The sequence below is a fragment of the Nocardia vinacea NBRC 16497 genome (assembly GCF_000308835.1).
Taxonomy (GTDB): domain Bacteria; phylum Actinomycetota; class Actinomycetes; order Mycobacteriales; family Mycobacteriaceae; genus Nocardia; species Nocardia vinacea.
The window spans coordinates 1-18,034 of the sequence record NZ_BAGN01000129.1 but is presented as its reverse complement, the minus strand read 5'-3'; the positions used below and the strand labels follow the sequence as shown (position 1 = coordinate 18,034).

16 protein-coding genes are annotated in these 18,034 nt (G+C 65.8%); 11 read left to right on the top strand and 5 right to left on the bottom strand.

Going from position 1 to position 18,034, the window contains the following annotated elements; genetic code table 11:
* Positions 1–61 precede the first annotated feature (61 nt).
* Together ON44_RS17920 and ON44_RS17910 are read left to right on the top strand one after the other, a co-directional pair.
* Positions 62–724: a TetR/AcrR family transcriptional regulator gene (locus ON44_RS17920; RefSeq protein WP_063721585.1), complete on the top strand. Its 663-nt coding sequence runs from the start codon at positions 62–64 to the stop codon at positions 722–724.
* 1,277 nt (positions 725–2,001) lie between these two features.
* Positions 2,002–2,820, top strand: coding sequence for an SDR family NAD(P)-dependent oxidoreductase (locus ON44_RS17910; protein ID WP_040691477.1), 819 nt, complete (start codon positions 2,002–2,004; stop codon positions 2,818–2,820).
* 11 nt (positions 2,821–2,831) lie between these two features.
* Here ON44_RS17910 and ON44_RS17905 read toward each other — a convergent pair whose 3' ends face one another.
* Entirely contained in the window at positions 2,832–3,380 is a 549-nt protein-coding gene (locus ON44_RS17905; RefSeq protein ID WP_051182147.1) for a TetR/AcrR family transcriptional regulator, read from the bottom strand.
* 592 nt (positions 3,381–3,972) lie between these two features.
* Here ON44_RS17905 and ON44_RS17900 point away from each other — a divergent pair.
* From ON44_RS17900 to ON44_RS17880, 5 genes are all read left to right on the top strand, one after another.
* Positions 3,973–5,217, top strand: coding sequence for a cytochrome P450 (locus tag ON44_RS17900; RefSeq protein ID WP_157187206.1), 1,245 nt, complete (start codon positions 3,973–3,975; stop codon positions 5,215–5,217).
* 395 nt (positions 5,218–5,612) lie between these two features.
* On the top strand, positions 5,613–5,888 hold the full coding sequence (gene tatA, locus ON44_RS17895) for a Sec-independent protein translocase subunit TatA (protein WP_040691476.1): 276 nt from the start codon (positions 5,613–5,615) through the stop codon (positions 5,886–5,888).
* 104 nt (positions 5,889–5,992) lie between these two features.
* Entirely contained in the window at positions 5,993–6,943 is a 951-nt protein-coding gene (gene tatC / locus ON44_RS17890) for a twin-arginine translocase subunit TatC (protein ID WP_040691475.1), read from the top strand.
* Positions 6,940–9,642, top strand: coding sequence for a DEAD/DEAH box helicase (locus ON44_RS17885; RefSeq protein ID WP_040691474.1), 2,703 nt, complete (start codon positions 6,940–6,942; stop codon positions 9,640–9,642). Before tatC ends, ON44_RS17885 begins: the two co-directional genes overlap by 4 nt.
* Before the next feature lie 150 nt (positions 9,643–9,792).
* On the top strand, positions 9,793–10,518 hold the full coding sequence (locus tag ON44_RS17880) for a DUF4333 domain-containing protein (protein ID WP_040691578.1): 726 nt from the start codon (positions 9,793–9,795) through the stop codon (positions 10,516–10,518).
* Positions 10,519–10,911: 393 nt separating this feature from the next.
* On the opposite strand, the gene ON44_RS17875 is transcribed toward ON44_RS17880, so the two are convergent.
* Positions 10,912–11,883, bottom strand: coding sequence for a 5'-3' exonuclease (locus ON44_RS17875; RefSeq protein ID WP_040691472.1), 972 nt, complete (start codon positions 11,881–11,883; stop codon positions 10,912–10,914).
* Positions 11,884–11,972: 89 nt separating this feature from the next.
* On the opposite strand from ON44_RS17875, the gene ON44_RS17870 reads away from it, so the two are divergent.
* The gene (locus ON44_RS17870) at positions 11,973–13,100 is read left to right on the top strand and encodes a M24 family metallopeptidase (RefSeq protein WP_040691469.1); all 1,128 of its coding nucleotides are present in this window, start codon (positions 11,973–11,975) and stop codon (positions 13,098–13,100) included.
* Positions 13,101–13,160: 60 nt separating this feature from the next.
* Here ON44_RS17870 and ON44_RS17865 read toward each other — a convergent pair whose 3' ends face one another.
* On the bottom strand, positions 13,161–13,571 hold the full coding sequence (locus tag ON44_RS17865; protein ID WP_040691466.1) for a PPOX class F420-dependent oxidoreductase: 411 nt from the start codon (positions 13,569–13,571) through the stop codon (positions 13,161–13,163).
* 139 nt (positions 13,572–13,710) lie between these two features.
* Between ON44_RS17865 and ON44_RS17860 the strand changes: the two genes are divergently transcribed.
* From ON44_RS17860 to ON44_RS17850, 3 genes are read left to right on the top strand one after another with little or no spacing between them, the layout of a single operon-like run.
* Complete coding sequence (locus ON44_RS17860) at positions 13,711–14,235, top strand: hypothetical protein (RefSeq protein WP_040691465.1); 525 nt, start codon at positions 13,711–13,713, stop codon at positions 14,233–14,235.
* A 43-nt stretch (positions 14,236–14,278) separates the two neighbouring features.
* Positions 14,279–15,034 (top strand): decaprenylphospho-beta-D-erythro-pentofuranosid-2-ulose 2-reductase, encoded by a 756-nt coding sequence (gene dprE2 / locus ON44_RS17855; RefSeq protein ID WP_040691464.1) that lies wholly within the window; start codon positions 14,279–14,281, stop codon positions 15,032–15,034.
* Positions 15,031–16,278 carry a bifunctional cobalt-precorrin-7 (C(5))-methyltransferase/cobalt-precorrin-6B (C(15))-methyltransferase gene (locus tag ON44_RS17850; RefSeq protein WP_040691463.1) on the top strand — a complete coding sequence of 416 codons (1,248 nt, stop codon included), beginning with the start codon at positions 15,031–15,033 and terminating at the stop codon, positions 16,276–16,278. The genes dprE2 and ON44_RS17850 overlap by 4 nt, the downstream gene beginning before the upstream one ends.
* Before the next feature lie 151 nt (positions 16,279–16,429).
* Here ON44_RS17850 and ON44_RS17845 read toward each other — a convergent pair whose 3' ends face one another.
* A complete protein-coding gene (locus tag ON44_RS17845) occupies positions 16,430–17,500 on the bottom strand; it encodes an NAD(P)H-dependent amine dehydrogenase family protein (protein ID WP_085998556.1) in 1,071 nt (356 codons plus the stop codon).
* 14 nt (positions 17,501–17,514) lie between these two features.
* A partial coding sequence (locus tag ON44_RS17840; RefSeq protein ID WP_040691458.1) for an SDR family oxidoreductase occupies positions 17,515–18,034 on the bottom strand: 520 nt, incomplete at its 5' end.

Genomic DNA, 18,034 nt, shown 5'->3' with positions numbered 1-18,034 from the left:
TCTCTCGTTCGTTAAAAGGTAACACAACTTGCACATGACTGCATGTTGCTAAGATGGCGTGATGGACAACGACACCGAGCCCCGGGTGCGCGCCGACGCGGCACGCAACGCCGAGCGCATCGTGCGGATGGCGCGCGCGGTCTTCGCCGAGCTCGGCCCGGATGCGCCGCTCGAGGAGATCGCCCGCCGCGCCGACATACGGATCCGGACGCTCTACAACCATTTCCCCAGCAAGTCGGACCTGGTACGGGCAGCCATCAACCAAAGCATCACCGAAGAACTCGCTCCCGCCACCGAACGCGCACTCGCCGAAGACGATCCGCTGGCCGGCCTTCTCAGCGTGATGGAAGCCGCGATGAGCATGGTTGCACGCGAGTTCAACACCGTGGCAGCCGCGCGCAACGCCGGCATCCTGGATGCGGCGGCCTACACCCCATTCCTCGATTCGCTGGTCCTGCTCGCCCGGCGTGCCCAAGACGAAGGCACGCTTCGCGCCGACCTCGTGCCCGACGACCTGCCCAGGATCATGTCCATGCTGACCAACACGCTGTGGACCATGGATCCCGGCAGCGACGGCTGGCGGCGTTACCTCACCCTCCTGTTCGAAGGCCTGGCGCCCACTGGCGGGAACCCACTGCCGCCACCGGAGCCCCTTCGCACCGGAGCCCGCACCGCCGACTGGTCGGGCCGATCCCACCGCGGCTCCATTGCGCTCACGGAATAAGCGAGTTACCCGTTCGTCGGAGTGTGCGCTGATCCAGATCGAGCCGTGACCGGCTTCTATCCGTATCAGGCCGCAACGCTGGTCGCTGAGGCGTCGGATTCGAAAACGGCCGCGAAGCAGTTGGGGCGTTCTCGTGAGGGCATCACGGAGCGGCATTACATCGTCTCGCCGGAGCAGGCACCGGACTCATCGGCCGTCGGCGGGATCGGGCAGACCTTCGGCTTGCCGCGCGAATCCGCCCCCTCTTCCATCGGGCCGAGTATCCGGGCTAGACGTTCTGGAGGGTACTGAGCCGTCCGACGTCTGGCTTGCACCTGCTTGCGGTACCAACGTTGCCCGGCCGCTCCGCGTGAACTCGGGTGGGTTCCCGGCGACACCGCAGACCGCCACCAGCCCGGCCCGACCGGGGGAGACCAGCACACGGCGTCATTCTGTACCGCCCTACACACGTCGGCCGAATTCTTGACGACTAGATGGCAATTGGCCACACAACACACGGGGCTGTCGGCACCATGACCAGTGGCGATGCGTTTAGGGAGCACACTGGCAACTCCATGTACTCACATCGAACTAGGGTGCGATGGGTGTCGTTGTCAACTGGCAGCGTTGAGTGTCGTTGGTTCGGTAAGCATCTGAGCTGCGGATACATTGAAATTCTGCCCAGTTATGGCTGTGATATCGATTACTAGCGTTGGCGTGCTTGGATTCGTTGGTTGACGTCAACCGGGCACGCAAAATATGGGCAACTGGGAAACGCCTGGTCATCGTGGGTGCGTATCCCGTCTGAGGGATCGCTATGCCCTGCGGGCGTTGGTCAATCGGCCCGAACTTTATGGCGGGGCGGGGCATGTCGAACATGAGAACGGGTACGACCTGCGGTTTTCGGGCGGCCCGGTTGGTGATCGAAGCCGATTATCAGTTGTAGGCGGGATGGTTCCGCTGTCTTGCTTGGCCGCTTGCCCATCGTGCGATCTCGCGGAAGACACCCTGCCGCCCGGCGGCAGCGCTGAGTGGTCTGGTCTCGGAGGTGTAGGCGAGCATCGCATGGCCTTCATGACGGGGTCGGTGTTGCGATCCCCGGACCGCCGCTGGCTCGCGTTCCTGTTGCTTCTACGTACGGGGCACCGAGCAATGTTGGCATTTATCGAATATTAGATAAATTCTATCCAATATTCGAAGAAATGATGGCCAGGCGAGGGGTTGCCTCATATAGTGATTCGGGACGGCCATCCCGGTTGTAGCTGTTGGTCGTTCCGTACACAGGAGGCTTACACGTCATGAGCAAGGTCTGGTTCATCACCGGTTCGTCGCGCGGCTTCGGTCGCGAGTTCACCCTCGCTGCTCTGGAACGCGGCGACCAGGTCGCCGCCACGGCCCGAGACGTGGGCGCTTTGACCGGCCTGGTCGACCGTTTCGGTGATGCGGTGCTGCCGCTGCGTGTGGATGTTGCCGATCGGACTCACGTGTTCGAGGCGATCGCGGCGGCCAAGGAACGGTTCGGTCGGCTGGATGTGGTGGTCAACAACGCTGGTTACGCCCTTGCCGGTGCCGTGGAGGAGATCGGCGAGCAGGAACTGCGCGACCAACTGGAGACGAACCTGTTCGGTGTGCTCCACGTCACTCAAGCGGCACTGCCGGTCCTTCGCGCGCAGGGGGGCGGCCACATCGTGCAGATTTCGTCCGCCGCCGGCCTGGCCGCCATACCGGGCGCGGGGGGCTACAGTGCCTCGAAGTGGGCGTTGGAAGGTTTGAGCGAAGCGCTCGCCCAGGAGGTCGCGCCCCTCGGCATCAAGGTCACGCTGATCGAACCCGGCGCCTTCGCCACGAACTTCAACAACGCGGCGGTCTTCACCGCGAACCCCATGGACGCCTACAAAGCCATGCACGCGTCGCTGCACCAACGAGGGGCGAGCGTGCAGGCGCCGGGACCCGAGGGTGTCGGTGCGGCGATCCTGCAGGTCGTCGACGCCGAGCAGCCGCCACTGCGCGTCTTTTTCGGCGACGAGCCCGCCCAGTGGATACCTGCGGCTTATCGGCAGCGCCTGCAAACCTGGTCCGAGTGGGCGCATGTGTCCAAGGCCGCGCAAGGCAAGTAGGGCCGACGCCGCTACCGCTGGGCGCGCATGCCCGCGCATGCCACATCGATCATGCGCTTGCGGGCATCCGGGTCGTGGCCCTGCTGTTCCCGGGCGAGGCAGCCAACCATGAGAGCCTTGACGTCGGCACGCGTGATGTCCGACCGCACGGCTCCGGCTTTCTGGGCGCCCGCGAGCAACTCGTCTTTCACGGTCAGCAGGTTGTGCTCGGGGGCGAAGGCCACGGCGTCGACATCGAAGCCGGTCCCGCTCATCGCCTGGGACAGGCCGCGATTCATCGCCGTCTGCTCGACCATGAGGGCGAAGAACTCGAAGAACGCGCTGCCTGGATCACGGGTCGCGGCCAACTCTCGGGCTTTGTCGACGATCCCTGTCACCATGTGCCGGACGATTGCCTCGTACAGCGAGTCCTTCGTCGGGAAATGTCGACTGACCGTCCCCGTGCCGACACCGGCCCGCCGGGCGATCTCGGCTACCGGCACGGAGAGGCCATCGGCGGCGAATGTCTCCAATGCCACCTCCAGGATGCGCTCGCGATTACGCATGGCGTCGGCGCGCATGAGAGTCCTTCCGACTTCCATCCAACCGGGATTACCGTCCCGATTATAGAAGGCATGCATCGCCGACCTGTCCTGGCCGCCCGGCGGTCCCACCGGGGCTGACGGTCCGGACTCTGCCGCACACTGATCCTGCAGCGCATGTCGTGCGCGGTCGCTCTGCGCGGCCCCGCGGGTTCGACCGCGCGAAATAGGCTGCGGCCTCGAGCAATATCTCATTCTCGAGCTGGAGTCGACGGGCCTTGCGTCGCGGCCTCATCGAAATCGGCGCGTTCACGGCTGGTCGAGCCATCGCGTCTGCGGTCGCCGATCTCGGTGCGGGCCAACCGGTTTCGCAGAAACCCAGAGGCCTTGGCAACTGCGTCACGCAGGGTGATTTATCCGCCACACGTGGGTCTTGACGTGTACACACCGCCATCCTTAGCGTGCTGGCCCACCTCCTACACGAGCATCGTGCACGGTCCGATGTGGCTGCACTGCGGGAATGCGCTGCCTGGGGGATCATTTACCGAGGTCTGCGGGTAGCTGATCGGCCGTCGTTCGACAGGAATCCGTGCGCCTGGCTCCGCAGCTATATATGTGGGAAAGGTTTGCTGTGACAGGTATTTTGGCGGCGTTGGACTTTGATCCGCGCTTGGATGAGTTCGATCCGGCGCGACCGGAGGTGATCAGAGATCCCTACCCGTGGTTCGACCGGCTCCGTACGCTGGATCCGGCTCATCGCGGTATCAACGGTCTGCGATTTCTCACCAGGTTTGCTGATATCGATCAGCTGCTGCGCGATCACCGGACCTTCGTGCGCGGCGACTTCGCCGATGTATTGGCTCGAAATTTCGGACAGAACAGCCTGAACGATGTGATGGGCCGGTTCATGTTCGCGCTCGACCCACCCGATCACACCCGGTTGCGGCGTCTGGTCGCGGGATCGTTCACGCGCGAGAAAGCCGAGCGGCTGCGACCGAGGATGCGGGAGTTGGCGGCCGGACTCCTCGACGAGGCTGTGGCCCGGGGCGGCGACACCATCGACGTCCTCTCGGAATTCGCCTACCCGCTGCCGTTGCAGGTGGTGTGCGAGATTCTCGGGGTGCCGCCGGAGGATCGGGAGATGCTGCGCTCATGGACCAATGACATCACTCCGACCGTCGACTTCGTCCTCTCGGACGAGGTTCGGGCGCGGGGTATCGAGGCGGCCGCCTTGTTCAAGGGCTACTTTCTCGCCCTGATCTCGTTGCGACGCAGGCACCGAGGTGAGGATCTGCTCAGCGAACTGCTGAACGCAGAGGAGCAGGGTGAGCGGCTCAGCGAGCGCGAACTCATCAGCCTTGCGGTGACGCTGCTCATCGCGGGGCACGAGAATGTCACCAACCTCGTCGGCAACGGACTGCTTGCGTTGTTAAGGCATCCCGGAGAACTCGAGGCGGTGCGCCGGGAGTCGGGGCGGGTCGCCGATGTTGTCACCGAGACGCTTCGGTACGACTCGCCGGTCACCTATGTTCCGCGGCAGACCGCGAAGGCGACTCGGTTGGGAGACGTGGACCTGGCCGCAGGCGAGTCGCTGGTCGCGCTGTTCGGTGCTGCCAACCGCGACCCCGAAAAGTTTCCGGACCCTGGGGTGTTTCGGTTGGATCGGCCGCACAATGCCGAGCATCTCGACTTCGGCCGCGGCATCACCTACTGCCTGGGTGCACCGTTCGCCATTGTGGAGAGCGAGGTTGCGTTCGAAACGCTGCTCACACGACTAGGCGATTTCGGCCTGGCGATCGGAGAGGACGAACTGACCTGGCGGCCGACGATCTGGGCTCGAGGCCTCGAGCGGCTCCCGATTACCGTTGCCGGTTGAGTCTGCATCCCAGTCCCGCCACCTACGGCAGGAGGAACACCAGCTAACCACTGAATCGCCCGGCGAGTCTGTGCCGTCGATCGTCTGGTCGGTCTATCGCATCGAATTTCGGAAGTGGCAGGCCGAATTCTCGACGACTAGATGGCAATTGGCCACAGAACACACGATGATGTCGGCCCCATGGCCATGGGCTGTGCGTTTGGGGAGGACACTGGTAACTCGTCGGGTACGCCCAGAAATGAGCACACCGCCCGACCGTCGGCCCGGTATGAAACTATCGACGTACTTACGTCCGGCAAAGGGCTCGGGGAGGCGGGGGAGCGCACCGACGCGGGCGTTCTCGCATGTCATAGTCCGGTAGCATCGGAGCTACCACATTCTTTGGAGGTTTAATTATGGGCAGTCTGAGCATCTGGCACTGGCTGATCATCGCCGCGGTCTTCGTGATGTTCTTCGGCGCGAAGCGTATGCCCGATGCCGCCCGCAGCCTGGGCCGCTCGCTGCGCATCTTCAAGAGCGAAGTCAGCCAGATGCAGAACGAGAGCAGCAGCGCACAGGCCAGTGCAGCACCGGTGCAGCAACCGGCCGCCGAACTGCCGCAGGCCTCGGCCGTCCAGCCGACGGTCGCGCAGCCGCAGGCCGAGCCCCAGGCCCAGCCGAAGTCGCTCTGAGCCCAGCCTTGCCGCCGGGGTGAGTAGCAAACTCGCTCCGGGCCTAGTGCTGTTGCCCGCCGACCGCTGCGGGCACCTCCGACCCCAGGGGCCAACACACCACCATGCGAATCCCGTTCGATCCCCGGCGCAGTAAGCGCAGGACGAATCCCGACGGCACCATGTCGTTGGTCGAGCATCTGCAGGAGCTGCGCCGTCGGCTGCTGGTCTCGATCGCCGCGGTCCTCGTCACCACGCTGTTCGGCTTCTTCTGGTATGCGCACACGATCTTCGGCATCGAAAGCCTGGGATCGCTGCTGACCGGACCCTACTGTTCCCTGCCCGCCTCGTCACGAGCCGTGCTCACCACCGACGGCGCCTGCCGTCTGCTGGCGACCGCGCCCTTCGAGCAGTTCATGCTGCGATTGAAGGTCGGTATGACGGCGGGCGTGGTGTTGGCCGCTCCGGTGTGGCTGTATCAGATCTGGGGCTTCATCACGCCCGGTCTGTACTCGAAGGAACGCAAGTATGCGGTCGGATTCGTCACCTCCGGTAGCGCGCTGTTCGTGACCGGCGCCGTGCTCGCGTATTGGGTTGTCGCACACGCGTTGAGCTTCCTGCTGAATATCGGCAACAACGCGCAGATCACCGCCCTGAGCGGTACGCAATACTTCAGCTTCATCATCCAACTGCTCGTCATCTTCGGTGTCAGCTTCGAAATCCCGCTGCTGGTAGTCGGATTGAATCTGGTCGGAGTGCTGCACTACGACAAGCTCGCCAAGTGGCGACGCGGAATCGTCTTCGGGCTCTTCGTCTTCGCTGCGATCGTGACCCCGCAGGATCCGTTCTCCATGCTGGCACTGGCGCTGGCCCTGACGGTGCTGTTCGAGGTCGCCATCCAGTTCTCCCGAATCAATGACAGGCGGCGCGCACGTCGGGAGGCCGACGCATTGGCGGCACTTTCGGATGAGGAAGCCTCAACGATCTCCGGTCCCGAGCCGATCAACCCCGCCGATTCGGTCATGGCCCCGGAGAAATCGGCGCGACCGGTGTCGGACTACTCCGATACCCTCTGACCGTGACGTATCACCAGTCGCAGGCGGGCGAGCTGGCAAAGTTCTCCGCCGAGCTGACTTTCGGGTTGGATCCCTTCCAACGCAATGCCTGCAAAGCCCTCGAGGGCGGGCACAGCGTGCTGGTCTGTGCACCGACCGGCGCGGGTAAGACCGTCGTCGGCGAATTCGCGGTGCACCTCGCGTTGGCAGCGGGCGGAAAGTGTTTCTACACCACACCGATCAAAGCGCTGTCGAACCAGAAGTTCGCCGACCTGACCGATCGCCACGGGCGCGACCAGGTCGGACTGCTCACCGGTGACCAGTCGATCAACCCGGATGCGCCGGTGGTCGTGATGACCACCGAGGTGCTGCGCAATATGCTCTACGCCTCCTCGGACGCGCTGCGCGGACTGTCATATGTGGTGATGGACGAGGTGCACTACCTCGCCGACCGCTTCCGCGGCGCGGTCTGGGAGGAGGTCATCCTGCATCTGCCCCCGGATGTGCGGCTGGTCAGCCTGTCCGCGACGGTCAGCAATGCCGAAGAATTCGGCGCCTGGATGGAAACCGTGCGCGGCGATACCGCGGTGGTCGTCGACGAGACCCGCCCGGTGCCGCTGTGGCAGCACGTCATGGTCGGGCGGCGGATGTTCGATCTGTTCGATACCAACTCCAGCGAGCAGAAGGTCCTGGTCGACGAGGATCTGGTGCGCTATATCCGCCACCGTGAGGCGGCGGACCGGATGAACGGCTGGGGTGGACCGCGCGGTCGCGGTGGCAACCGCAACTTCCGGCCGTTGCCGCGGCCGGAGGTGCTGGCCAAGCTCGATGAGGAAGGGCTACTGCCCGCGATCACCTTCATCTTCAGTCGGGCCGGATGCGATGGGGCGCTTGCCCAGTGCTTGCGGTCGCGACTGGATCTCAGCCGCGACGACGAAGCCGGAGAGATCGACGCGATCATCGAGAAGCACACCGGGGATCTGCCCAAGGGCGATCTCGAGGTGCTCGGCTACTGGGAGTGGCGCGAGGCGCTGCATCGCGGCCTGGCCGCGCATCACGCGGGTATGCTGCCCGCCTTCCGGCATACCGTCGAGGAATTGTTCGTGCGTGGTCTGGTGCGGGCCGTATTCGCCACGGAGACACTGGCTTTGGGCATCAATATGCCCGCGCGGACGGTGGTGCTCGAGCGGCTGGTCAAGTACAACGGCGAGTCGCACGCCGAGCTGACGCCCGGGGAGTACACGCAGCTCACGGGTCGGGCCGGGCGGCGCGGGATCGATGTCGAGGGCCATGCGGTGGTGCTGTGGCAGCCCGAGGTCGATACCAGTGCGGTCGCCGGTCTCGCATCCACCCGCACCTATCCGCTGCGCAGTTCGTTCCGACCGGGCTACAACATGTCGATCAATCTGATCGATCGGATGGGCGCGGACGAGTCGCGGGCGCTACTGGAGCGGTCTTTCGCGCAGTTCCAGGCCGATCGGTCGGTGGTGGGGCTGGTGCGTGGGATCGAGCGCAATGAGGGGCAGTTGCGCAAGTTGCGCGATCAGCTCGGCGGCGAGGACGGCGGCTTCCTGGAATACATTTCCCTGCGCGAGCGGATCAAGCAGCGCGAGCGTCAGATCGCGCAGCAGAGTCGGGCCGATCGGCGCGGGGCCGCGGTCGACGCGCTGGTGTCCCTGCGGCGCGGCGATGTGGTGGCCATTCCGTCCGGGCGGCGGGCCGGGCTCGCGGTGATTCTGGAGCCGGATGCCACGCCGGGGGATCCGCGTCCGCTGGTACTGACCGAGGACAAGTGGGCGGGTCGGGTATCGGTCGCCGATTTCCCGGTGCCCGCGAAGACGTTGGGGCATATGCGGCTGCCACGCAAGATCGATCACCGCACGGCACGGACTCGGCGCGATCTGGCGTCGGCGTTGCGCAGCACCGGGATCTCGGCGCCGGGCCGGCCGCGGCGGGGTGACCGTTCGCAGGCGGGCGAGGACCGCGAGCTGTCGACATTGCGGCGCAGTCTGCGTTCGCATCCAGCGCATGCGCGGCCCGATCGCGAGCAGATGAGCCGGGTCGGCGAGCGCTACAACCGGCTGCTGCGCGAAACCGAAACGATGCGCCAGAAGGTTGCCGCGACCACCAATTCGCTGGCGCGCACCTTCGACCGGATCCTCGGCCTGCTCGAGGAGCGCGGGTTCGTGGACGCGGGCGAAGTGACCGCCGACGGACGTCGGCTGGCCAGGATCTACGCCGAAAGCGATCTGCTGGTCGCCGAATGCCTGCGGCAGGGGCTGTGGCGCGGGCTCGGTCCGGCCGAATTGGCGGCGGTGGTTTCCATTCTGGTTTATGAATCCCGCCAGGAGGGCGGCTATCTCGGCGCCAGCGGGCCGACCGAACCGATGCGCCGTGCCGTCGGCGCGACCGTCGGCGTGTGGAGCGAGTTGCGCTCCGATGAGGCACGGCACAAGTTGTCGCCCACCCGTGAACCGGATCTCGGTTTCGTGACAGGTGTTTACAAATGGGCGCGCGGCGATGGGTTGGCCGAATCGTTGCTGGCCAGCGGCGATCAGAACGCGCCGCTGTCCGCGGGCGATTTCGTGCGGTGGTGCCGACAGGTGATCGATCTGCTCGATCAGATCCACGGAACCGCCGACGATGTGGAGATCGCCGGGACCGCGGCCAAGGCCGTCCGCGCGATCCGGCGGGGTGTCGTAGCCGTGGACGCCGCGTAGCCGATTCGATTGTGATTTGATTTCTTTCGCGTACCGACCGTGGCGGAGGAGTCGGACAGGATCGCACCTTATACCGGATTGATCCTGTTGTGCGACGAGTCTCACGCGGGGGGCTACCGTGTGTATAACGATGCGAGTGGAGGCAATCAGATGAGCGGCCCGTACGGACCGAACGACGCCCCTGGTCCCGGGGAGGGACGCAATGATCCCACCCAGCAGTGGGGTGGACAGCAGGCACCTGGTGCAGCCGGGCCGACCCAGCAGTGGGGTGGGACCCCGCAGGCGCAGCCGACCCAGCAGTGGGGCGATCCGAACGCGCAGCAGCCGCAGTGGGGTCAGCCGAATCCGCAGAGCCAGCCGAGTCAGCCGCAGTGGGGCCAGCCGAATCCGCAGAGCCAGCCCAGCCAGCCGCAGTGGGGCCAGCCTCAGCCCAGCCAGCCGAGTCAGCCGCAGTGGGGGCAGCAGCCGACCCAGCAGGACTGGTCGGCGCAGCAGGGACAACAGCCCTGGCAGCAGGGACAGCAGCAGCCGTGGCAGCAGCAGACCCCGCAGCCGAGCAGTGGCGGCAAGAGCAAGGGCCTGTTCATCGGCTTAGGCGTGCTCGCGCTCGCCGTCATCGGTGCCATCGTGGTGCTGGTGCTCGTGCTGACCAGCAAGGACGAACTCGACCAGGCCGCCGTTCAGGACGGCGTCAAGAAGGTGCTCTCGGATTCCTACGGAATCCAAGACGTCGCCGATGTCTCCTGCCCCTCCGGCCAGCAGGTCGAGGTCGACGCGACCTTCACCTGTGATCTGAAGGTCAGCGGCGAGCAGAAGAAGGTCACCGTCAAGATCACCAAGGACGACGGAACCTACGAGGTCGGCCGCCCGAACTGACGGTTCTTCGGTCGGCAGGTCGGCGAGCGGGCGTCGGTGGGGCGGCCCCGCTGCGCGGGCCTGGTGGTCGAGCGCGGATACCTTCGCGCGGCGACCAGTTTCTGCCCGGGTAGCTCCAACTACTGAGTCGAGTACGGCGTGCCGGGTCCCTGGTTCCCGGCTCTTTGTCGATCGGGCGGCCGGCGGTGTCGCGGCGTGCAGGCGCGAAACACGTTTTCTTCTTCCTCGGCCGGGAGCCGCACGACGAAGCCGCCGCTCAGGATTCGTGGCGGCACACCGCCGAGCTTCCGCCTGGTGGCGCAGAGGTAGTGACGGCGTCGGACAAGCTGCGACCTATGCGAGGTCGTTACTGGGTATGCGAGGCCTCGTGCTTGCGCGTAACGATCGGTGCGGTCACGCCGAGTACGCCGCGGTCAGTGCGGCGATCAGGCGGGTGATGGGGCTTTCCGCGTTGTAGGCGGTGGCCAGTTCGCGGAGACGGTCCGGGTCGGCGGGGGTCGTGGGGAGGGTGTCGGGGCAGGAGAGCTCCACATCGGCGTCGCAGACCACACGGGTGACCGGAGCGGCAGCCTTCAGATAGGTCTCGGCGGCGCGGAGTTTGGCGCGGATGCCCTGGGCCATATCGGCTGCGGGGTCGTCCACGGCCGCGGTGAGCGCGTCGAGGGAGCCGAAGCGGGAGATGAGCATCGCGGCGGACTTCTCGCCGATACCTGCGACGCCGGGCAAGCCGTCGGAGGAGTCGCCGCGCAGGGTCGCCATATCCGCATAGGCAGGACCCGCATTCTCCAGTGGCACACCGTATTTCGCGGACACCTCGGCGGGGCCGAACAATTCGGCCTTGGCCAATCCGCGACCGGCGTAGAGCACGCGCACCGGCGGTGCCGGATCGTCGCGGACGAGTTGGAGCAGGTCACGGTCGCCGCTGACGACCACCACCGGATCGGTGCGTTCGCGGGTGGCCAGGGTGCCGAGCACATCATCGGCCTCGAGTCCGATCGCGCCGCCGGTGGCGATGCCCGCCGCAGCGAGCACGTCGAGGATCATCTCGACCTGCGGGGTCAGGGTGTCCGGCACGTCCTCGGCGCCGGGTGCCGCATCGGCGGTGGTGTCGAGGCGGTGGGTCTTGTAGGTCGGCACCAGCGCCACCCGGAATGCGGGGCGCCATTCCAGGTCCAGGCAGACGACCAACCGGGTCGGCTTGTGCTTGGTGATGAGCGAGGCGACCATATCGGTGAAGCCGCGCAGGGCGTTCACCGATCGACCGTCGGATGCGGTGATCTTCTCCGGAATCGCGTGGAACGCGCGGAACCACAGGCTCGCGCCATCGAGCAACAGCAGGGGCCCACCGGAAGTCGCAGTGTTCACGCCGCTGAGGCTACCTGTCCGCAACGACAACCTCGGGTGATCGGTATTCGCATTCGGGTTGATGTCGCTGACGGGTAACGTCGGACGGTATGAGCTCGCACACGGAGTCCCGATTCGCGGCGGATGTCTACGGTGATCGACTCGAGCGGGCGGTGCAGTTGATGCGCGCCGCTCATCTGGACGCACTATTGATCACGCCGGGGCCGGATCTGCGCTATCTCATCGGATCGGCGGCGGAGTCTTTCGAGCGACTGACTTGTCTGGTGATCACGGCCGATGGCGCCACGCCGTCGGTGGTGATTCCGAAGTTGGAATTGGCGTCGCTGGAGGGTTCGGCGGCGGGTGAACTCGGTTTGCAGGTGCTGGATTGGGTCGACGGTGTCGATCCGTATCAGCTGGTGAAGTCGTCGTTGCACGTCGGCTCCCGGGTCGCGGTCACCGATGTCATGCCGGCATTGCATCTGCTGCCGCTGGCCGAATCCGTCAGCGGACTGCCCACTTCGGCCACGCCGGTGCTGCGGGAACTGCGAATGATCAAGGACCAGGCCGAAATCGAGGCTCTGCGTCGTGCCGGTGCGGCCATCGATCGGGTGCATGCGCGGATGGGTGAATTCCTGCGCGCCGGGCGGACCGAGGCCGAGGTCGGCGCGGATATTTCGGCGGCGATCGTCGAGGAGGGGCACACCGAGGCGGCGTTCGTCATCGTCGGCAGCGGTCCGCACGGTGCCGACCCGCACCACGGTGTCTCCGACCGTCGCATCGAAGCCGGAGATGTGGTGGTGATCGATATCGGCGGCCCGGTCGACCCCGGCTACTACTCGGACTCGACCCGCACCTACGTCCTCGGTGCGCCCGAGCCGAGCGTGGCCACGCAGTTCGGGGAACTCGAGCGCGCCCAAGCCGCCGCCGTCGCCGCCGTCCGCCCCGGTGTCACCGCCGAATCCGTCGACGCCGCTGCGCGAAACCTGTTGACCGAAGCCGGTTTCGGCCCCGCCTTCGTCCACCGCACCGGCCACGGCATCGGCCTGTCGGTCCACGAGGAGCCCTACATCGTCGAAGGCAACAGCCTGGTCCTGGAACCCGGCATGGCCTTCAGCATCGAACCCGGCATCTACTTCCGCGGCGATTGGGGCGCACGGATCGAGGACATCGTGGTGGTCACCGAAGACGGCTGCGAGTCGATGAACCAGCGGCCGCATGGGTTGACGGTGCTCTGAGAAGCGGCGAAATACCCTGGGGCGCAACGACTCGGGTGCCAGGTGAGGTCGTCGGTCGGTTCAGTCCGGTGTGTGGGCGAGGGTGCTGCTGGAGAGTACGCGCTGGACTTGGATGGCGATGACCACGCGGGTCGGGTTCTCGCGGGGGACTCGGTAGCGGCCCGCGTAGCGGTCGACCGCTTCTGCGACGTTGTCCGGATCGTCTAGCACCGTTGCCGGGCCTTCCAGGGTGATCCAGCGGATTCCGTCCACCTGGCTCACTGCCGCGTAGCCGGAGCGCCGCACATTGCGCACCTTCACCGAGCCGTTGTTGGTGATCACTCGTGCGATCCCGGCTTCCGGATCCCAGGTGAAACCCACGGCGACCACATGCGGCGTGCCGTCGGCGCGCAGGGTGGTCAAGGTCGCGAGGTGTCGCTCGGCGACGAATTCGAGTGCGGCAGTGGACAGCTGTGCGGTGCTGGTCGGCATCTCCTGACCGTAGCGGTATGCGGGCCGCCCGGCAGCGGCACGTACCGGGTCGCCCCTTCCCGTACGGACTGGTCAGTTCGGTGTTTCGTGCGTGCTCGGATATTCTGAGCGCCGAGATCGACAATCGAGGGGTTCAGGGATGCAGAGCACGGACGTCCAGTTGGCCGCTCGATGGTGGCAGTGGGCGATGTCGATTCCGATCGCCAAGAATCCGGTCTGCGACGAGACCGGAGCCTGCGCGGCCGAAGGTCAGCCCGACGATGTCTGGTTCCTCGCCGGAACGTTCGGCGGCAAGGTCAGCCGAAGCTGCACCGTGCCCTACGGCCGCCCGATCTTCTTTCCCGCCTTCAATATCTTCCAGAAGGTCGAAAGGTCGTTTTTCCAATTCGGCAGCCGACCTCCGGTGGTACCGACGGCGAGCGGCCACGCCGAGCTGAACGGTGTCGCATTACCGCTGCTGGAAGTGACCAACCGCGCGGCATTTCCCGTCAACGCGGCAGCCGGCGGCCCGTTCCAGGTGACCGGCCGTTTCAAGGCGACGGCCTGGGGGCTCTGGTGCAGGCTGGACGACCTGCTCCGCGGCGACTACATCCTCACCTTCGGCGGTGAGTATGAGCCGGGAGGCTTCTGGGTCGAGGCTTCCTATCAGCTCGAGATCGTCTGACCTGGCGGATCGGCATAGCGGGGTGGGGTGAAAGACTGGCGGCATGGGATCGCGTGGAATTGCCGAGGGGCCGGTGCTGGTACTCGGGGGCCGCAGTGAGATCGGGTTCGAGGTGGCGCGGCGGCTGGCGCCAGGGCGTGTGGTGATTCTCGCGGCGCGGCGCAGCGCAGAGTTGACGCAGGAGAGTGCGGCGGTCGCGGCAGCCGGGGCGACGGCAGTGCATACCGTCGAATTCGATGCGGACGATACGGCGAGTCATCCCGCGCTGTTGGAGAAGATCGCGGCCGAGTACGGGGGGATCGGGGTCGCGGTGGTCGCATTCGGAGTGCTCGGGGATCAGGCGCGGGCCGAACGTGATCCGGCACATGCGATCGCGGTCGTGCACACCGATTACGTCGCGCAGATCAGCGTGCTCACCATCCTGGCGAATCTGCTGCGCGCACAGGGCAGCGGGCAGCTCGTCGTATTCAGCTCGTTCGCGGGTGCGCGGGTGCGGCGAGCCAATTACGTCTACGGTTCCGCGAAGGCGGGTCTCGACGGATTCGCCAGCGGTCTCGCGGATGCGTTGCACGGCAGCGGTGTGCACCTGCTGCTGCTGCGTTGCGGGTTCGTGATCGGCCGGATGACCGAGGGCATGGACCCCGCCCCGATGTCCAGCACCCCCGACCAGGTGGCGGAGGCGGTTGTGCGCGGTCTGCGTCGTCGTGCTGGCCGGGTGTGGGTACCCGGCATCCTGCGTCCGGTCATCTTCGCGATCCGCCTACTGCCCCAACCCATCTGGCGTCGGATGCCGCGGTGAACAGCGGTGCGGAGTGGAGTGGGCCGCCGATCGCTGTCGTCGGTATCGGTGCCGACGGGTGGAGCGGGCTCGGCGAGGCTGCGCGCGAAGCAGTCTCGGATGCCGAAGTGGTATTCGGATCGGCGCGGCAGCTCGAGCTGATTCCACAGGATGTTGCGGTGGCGCGGCGGGAGTGGCCTTCACCGTTGGTCCCTGCACTGCCCGGTTTGTTCGCCGACCATACCGGTCGGCAGATAGGTGTGCTGGCCAGCGGGGATCCGATGTTCTACGGCATCGGGGTGACGTTGGCACGGCTCCTCGGTGCGGATCACCTGCGGGTATTTCCGCAGGCATCAGCGGCATCGCTGGCATGCGCACGGCTGGGTTGGGCGTTGGCGGAAACTCCGGTGGTGAGCGCGGTGGGGCGGCCGGTGGAGACGGTGTTGCCCGAGTTGGCGGACCGGCGGCGGGTGCTGGTGCTGAGCGCGGACGAGCACACACCGGGACGGCTGGCGGAACTGTTGCGGGACAATGGTTTCGGTGAGTCGACGTTGATCGTGCTCGAGCAGTTGGGCGGCCCGCGCGAACGGGTCGTACGCGATCGCGCGGTGGGGTGGGAACTCGCGGCGGGGGACCCGCTCAATATGGTCGCGATCGACTGCGTCGCCGACCCGAAGCACCTGCGGGCGACGCGTGTGCCCGGACTGGCGGATGAGCTCTTCGGCGGTGACGGTCAACTCACCAAATCCGAAATCAGGGCAATGACGCTGGCCGCGCTGGCACCCGCGCCCGGGGAATTGCTGTGGGATGTCGGCGGGGGTTCAGGCAGTATCGCGATCGAATGGTGCCGCACGCATCCGAGCTGTCGCGCGGTCACCTTCGAGCGACTCGAACACCGGCGGCGGCAGATCGCCGACAACGCCGCCGCCCTTGGTGTTCCACATGTCGGTGTGCGTGGAGAAATACTCACCGACATCGGAAAATCTACCGAATCAGCGCCTCCGGACGCAATATTTATCGGTGGCGGGCTCACTCAAGTTGGCGTACTCGAGAAATGTTGGTCGCATCTACGCCAGGGCGGCCGCTTGGTGGCGAATGCGGTGACGGCGGAATCCGAAGCACTGCTACTGAATTGGGCCGCCGCGCACGGCGGTGAACTGCGGAAGTTTCAAATCTACCGGGCCGAAGCCCTCGGCAAGTTCACGACCTGGCGGCCGCAATTGCCGGTCGCCCAGTGGGCAGTTGTGAAAGGTGACTCGGTCTGAAGACCTCGATGCGCGGGTGAAACGGACTCGATCCGGCGGTGGCTCGGTGCCAACGATCTGGACGTTATCACCGGATTCGTGTCCCATTGAGAGACGGATGAATTCTCCTGCCATCGTGGCGGGATGGGTTCCGGTGGCGAGGGCGCTGCCCTCAGCGGATCGTGCCCGCCCCCGGAATCAGTGGCAGGTCGAGTGCGGTTACCCAGCCGGGCGGCAGCTCGTTGACCACGGGTACGGCGTTGAGCGCGCGCATGCCCGTCGCAAGACAGCCCGCCACGGCCGGTGTGCGGCCGGAACCGTCGGTGAACCGGAATTGGGTCTCCTGGGATATGGAGGGCGAGCCGACGATATCGACACGGTAGACGTCGTCGCGGGTGCCGGCCGGCCAGTGCGGTGCGGCGTCTCGGCCGATGCGGTTGACGTGTTCGAGGGTGATGACCTCACGGCCCTGGTAGACGCCGTTGATGGTGAATCGGATGGCGGCGACGGTGCCTGCTTTCACGATGCCCTTGGCCGATGGGCGATCCTCGGGAGTCACCCATTTGTCCCAGGTAGTGGTGATGGCGTCGAGTTCTATGCCCGCGGCGCTGGCGATCATGGGCACCGTCGGGCCCCAGGCCATGATCAGCAGGTCCGGATATTCCAGCAGCGCTCGGAATTCCGGCGGATGGCCGATGCCCATCTCGAATTCGTAGTTGCCTTCGTAGTCGGTGTAGTCGAGCAGTTCCGACGCCCGTACCGACTCCACCGCACCGCACAGACCCATGAGGGTCATCGGGAACAGGTCATTGGCGAAGCCGGGGTCGATGCCGGTGGTGAAGCAGGATGCCCCGCCCTCGGCGCACGCGTCGGTGATGGGATCACGCCATAGGTCAGGGGTCTTGTCCATGGCGGGCCACACCCACGGTGTCATGGCCGTCGAGCACACGTCGATACCGGCGCGCAGGAATGCGCCGATGACCCTGATGTTCTCGTCGGCGAACTGGGCGGTGGGGCCGTAGTGCACGACCGCGTCGGGGCGCAATGCGATCAGGTCGTCGACCGAATCCGTGGCCAGGACACCGGTTTGCTGCGCTCCGCAGAGGTCCCCGGCATCCTTGCCGACCTTGTCGGGGTTGCTGACACCGACGCCGGCCAGTTCGAAACGTGGGTGGCGCAGGATTTCCGACAGCACCATCGAGCCGACGACGCCGGTACCCCACAGGACGATTCGCTTCTTCATGGTTGCTCCTGTGCTCATCGGTGGAACTCGCCGCAGTCGACGGTCAGCATCTGCCCGGTGACGGCAGTGGCCAGATCGCTGGCCAGGAACAGCGTGGCGCGGGCGACTTCTTCGGGCCCGGCCAGTCGCTGTAGATCGGTCGGTGCGGCCTTCTCGCGGTAGATGTCGGCGTGTGTGACTCCGGCTTGGCCGGCCAGCCAGTCGAAGTAGGCCTTGTTGATGTCCTCGTAGACGTAGGACGGCGCGACACTGTTCACGCGGATGCCGCGCGGGCCGAGCTCGGTGGCCAGCGACGATGCCAGATGCTGCAGTGCGCCTTTGGACAGCTTGTATCCGGAGTACTCCGGTTGCGAGCTGTAGGACACGCACGAGTTGAGCATGATGATCGAGCCGCGCGAGGCCGCCAGCGCGTCGGCGAACAAGGCCGAAAGGCGCAGTGGCGCGAACACATTGGTCTCGTTCACGGTGCGCAGGTGGTCGATCTCGATCTCGGTGATCGGGTTCATCGGAGGAATCGCGAAGGCATTGTTGATC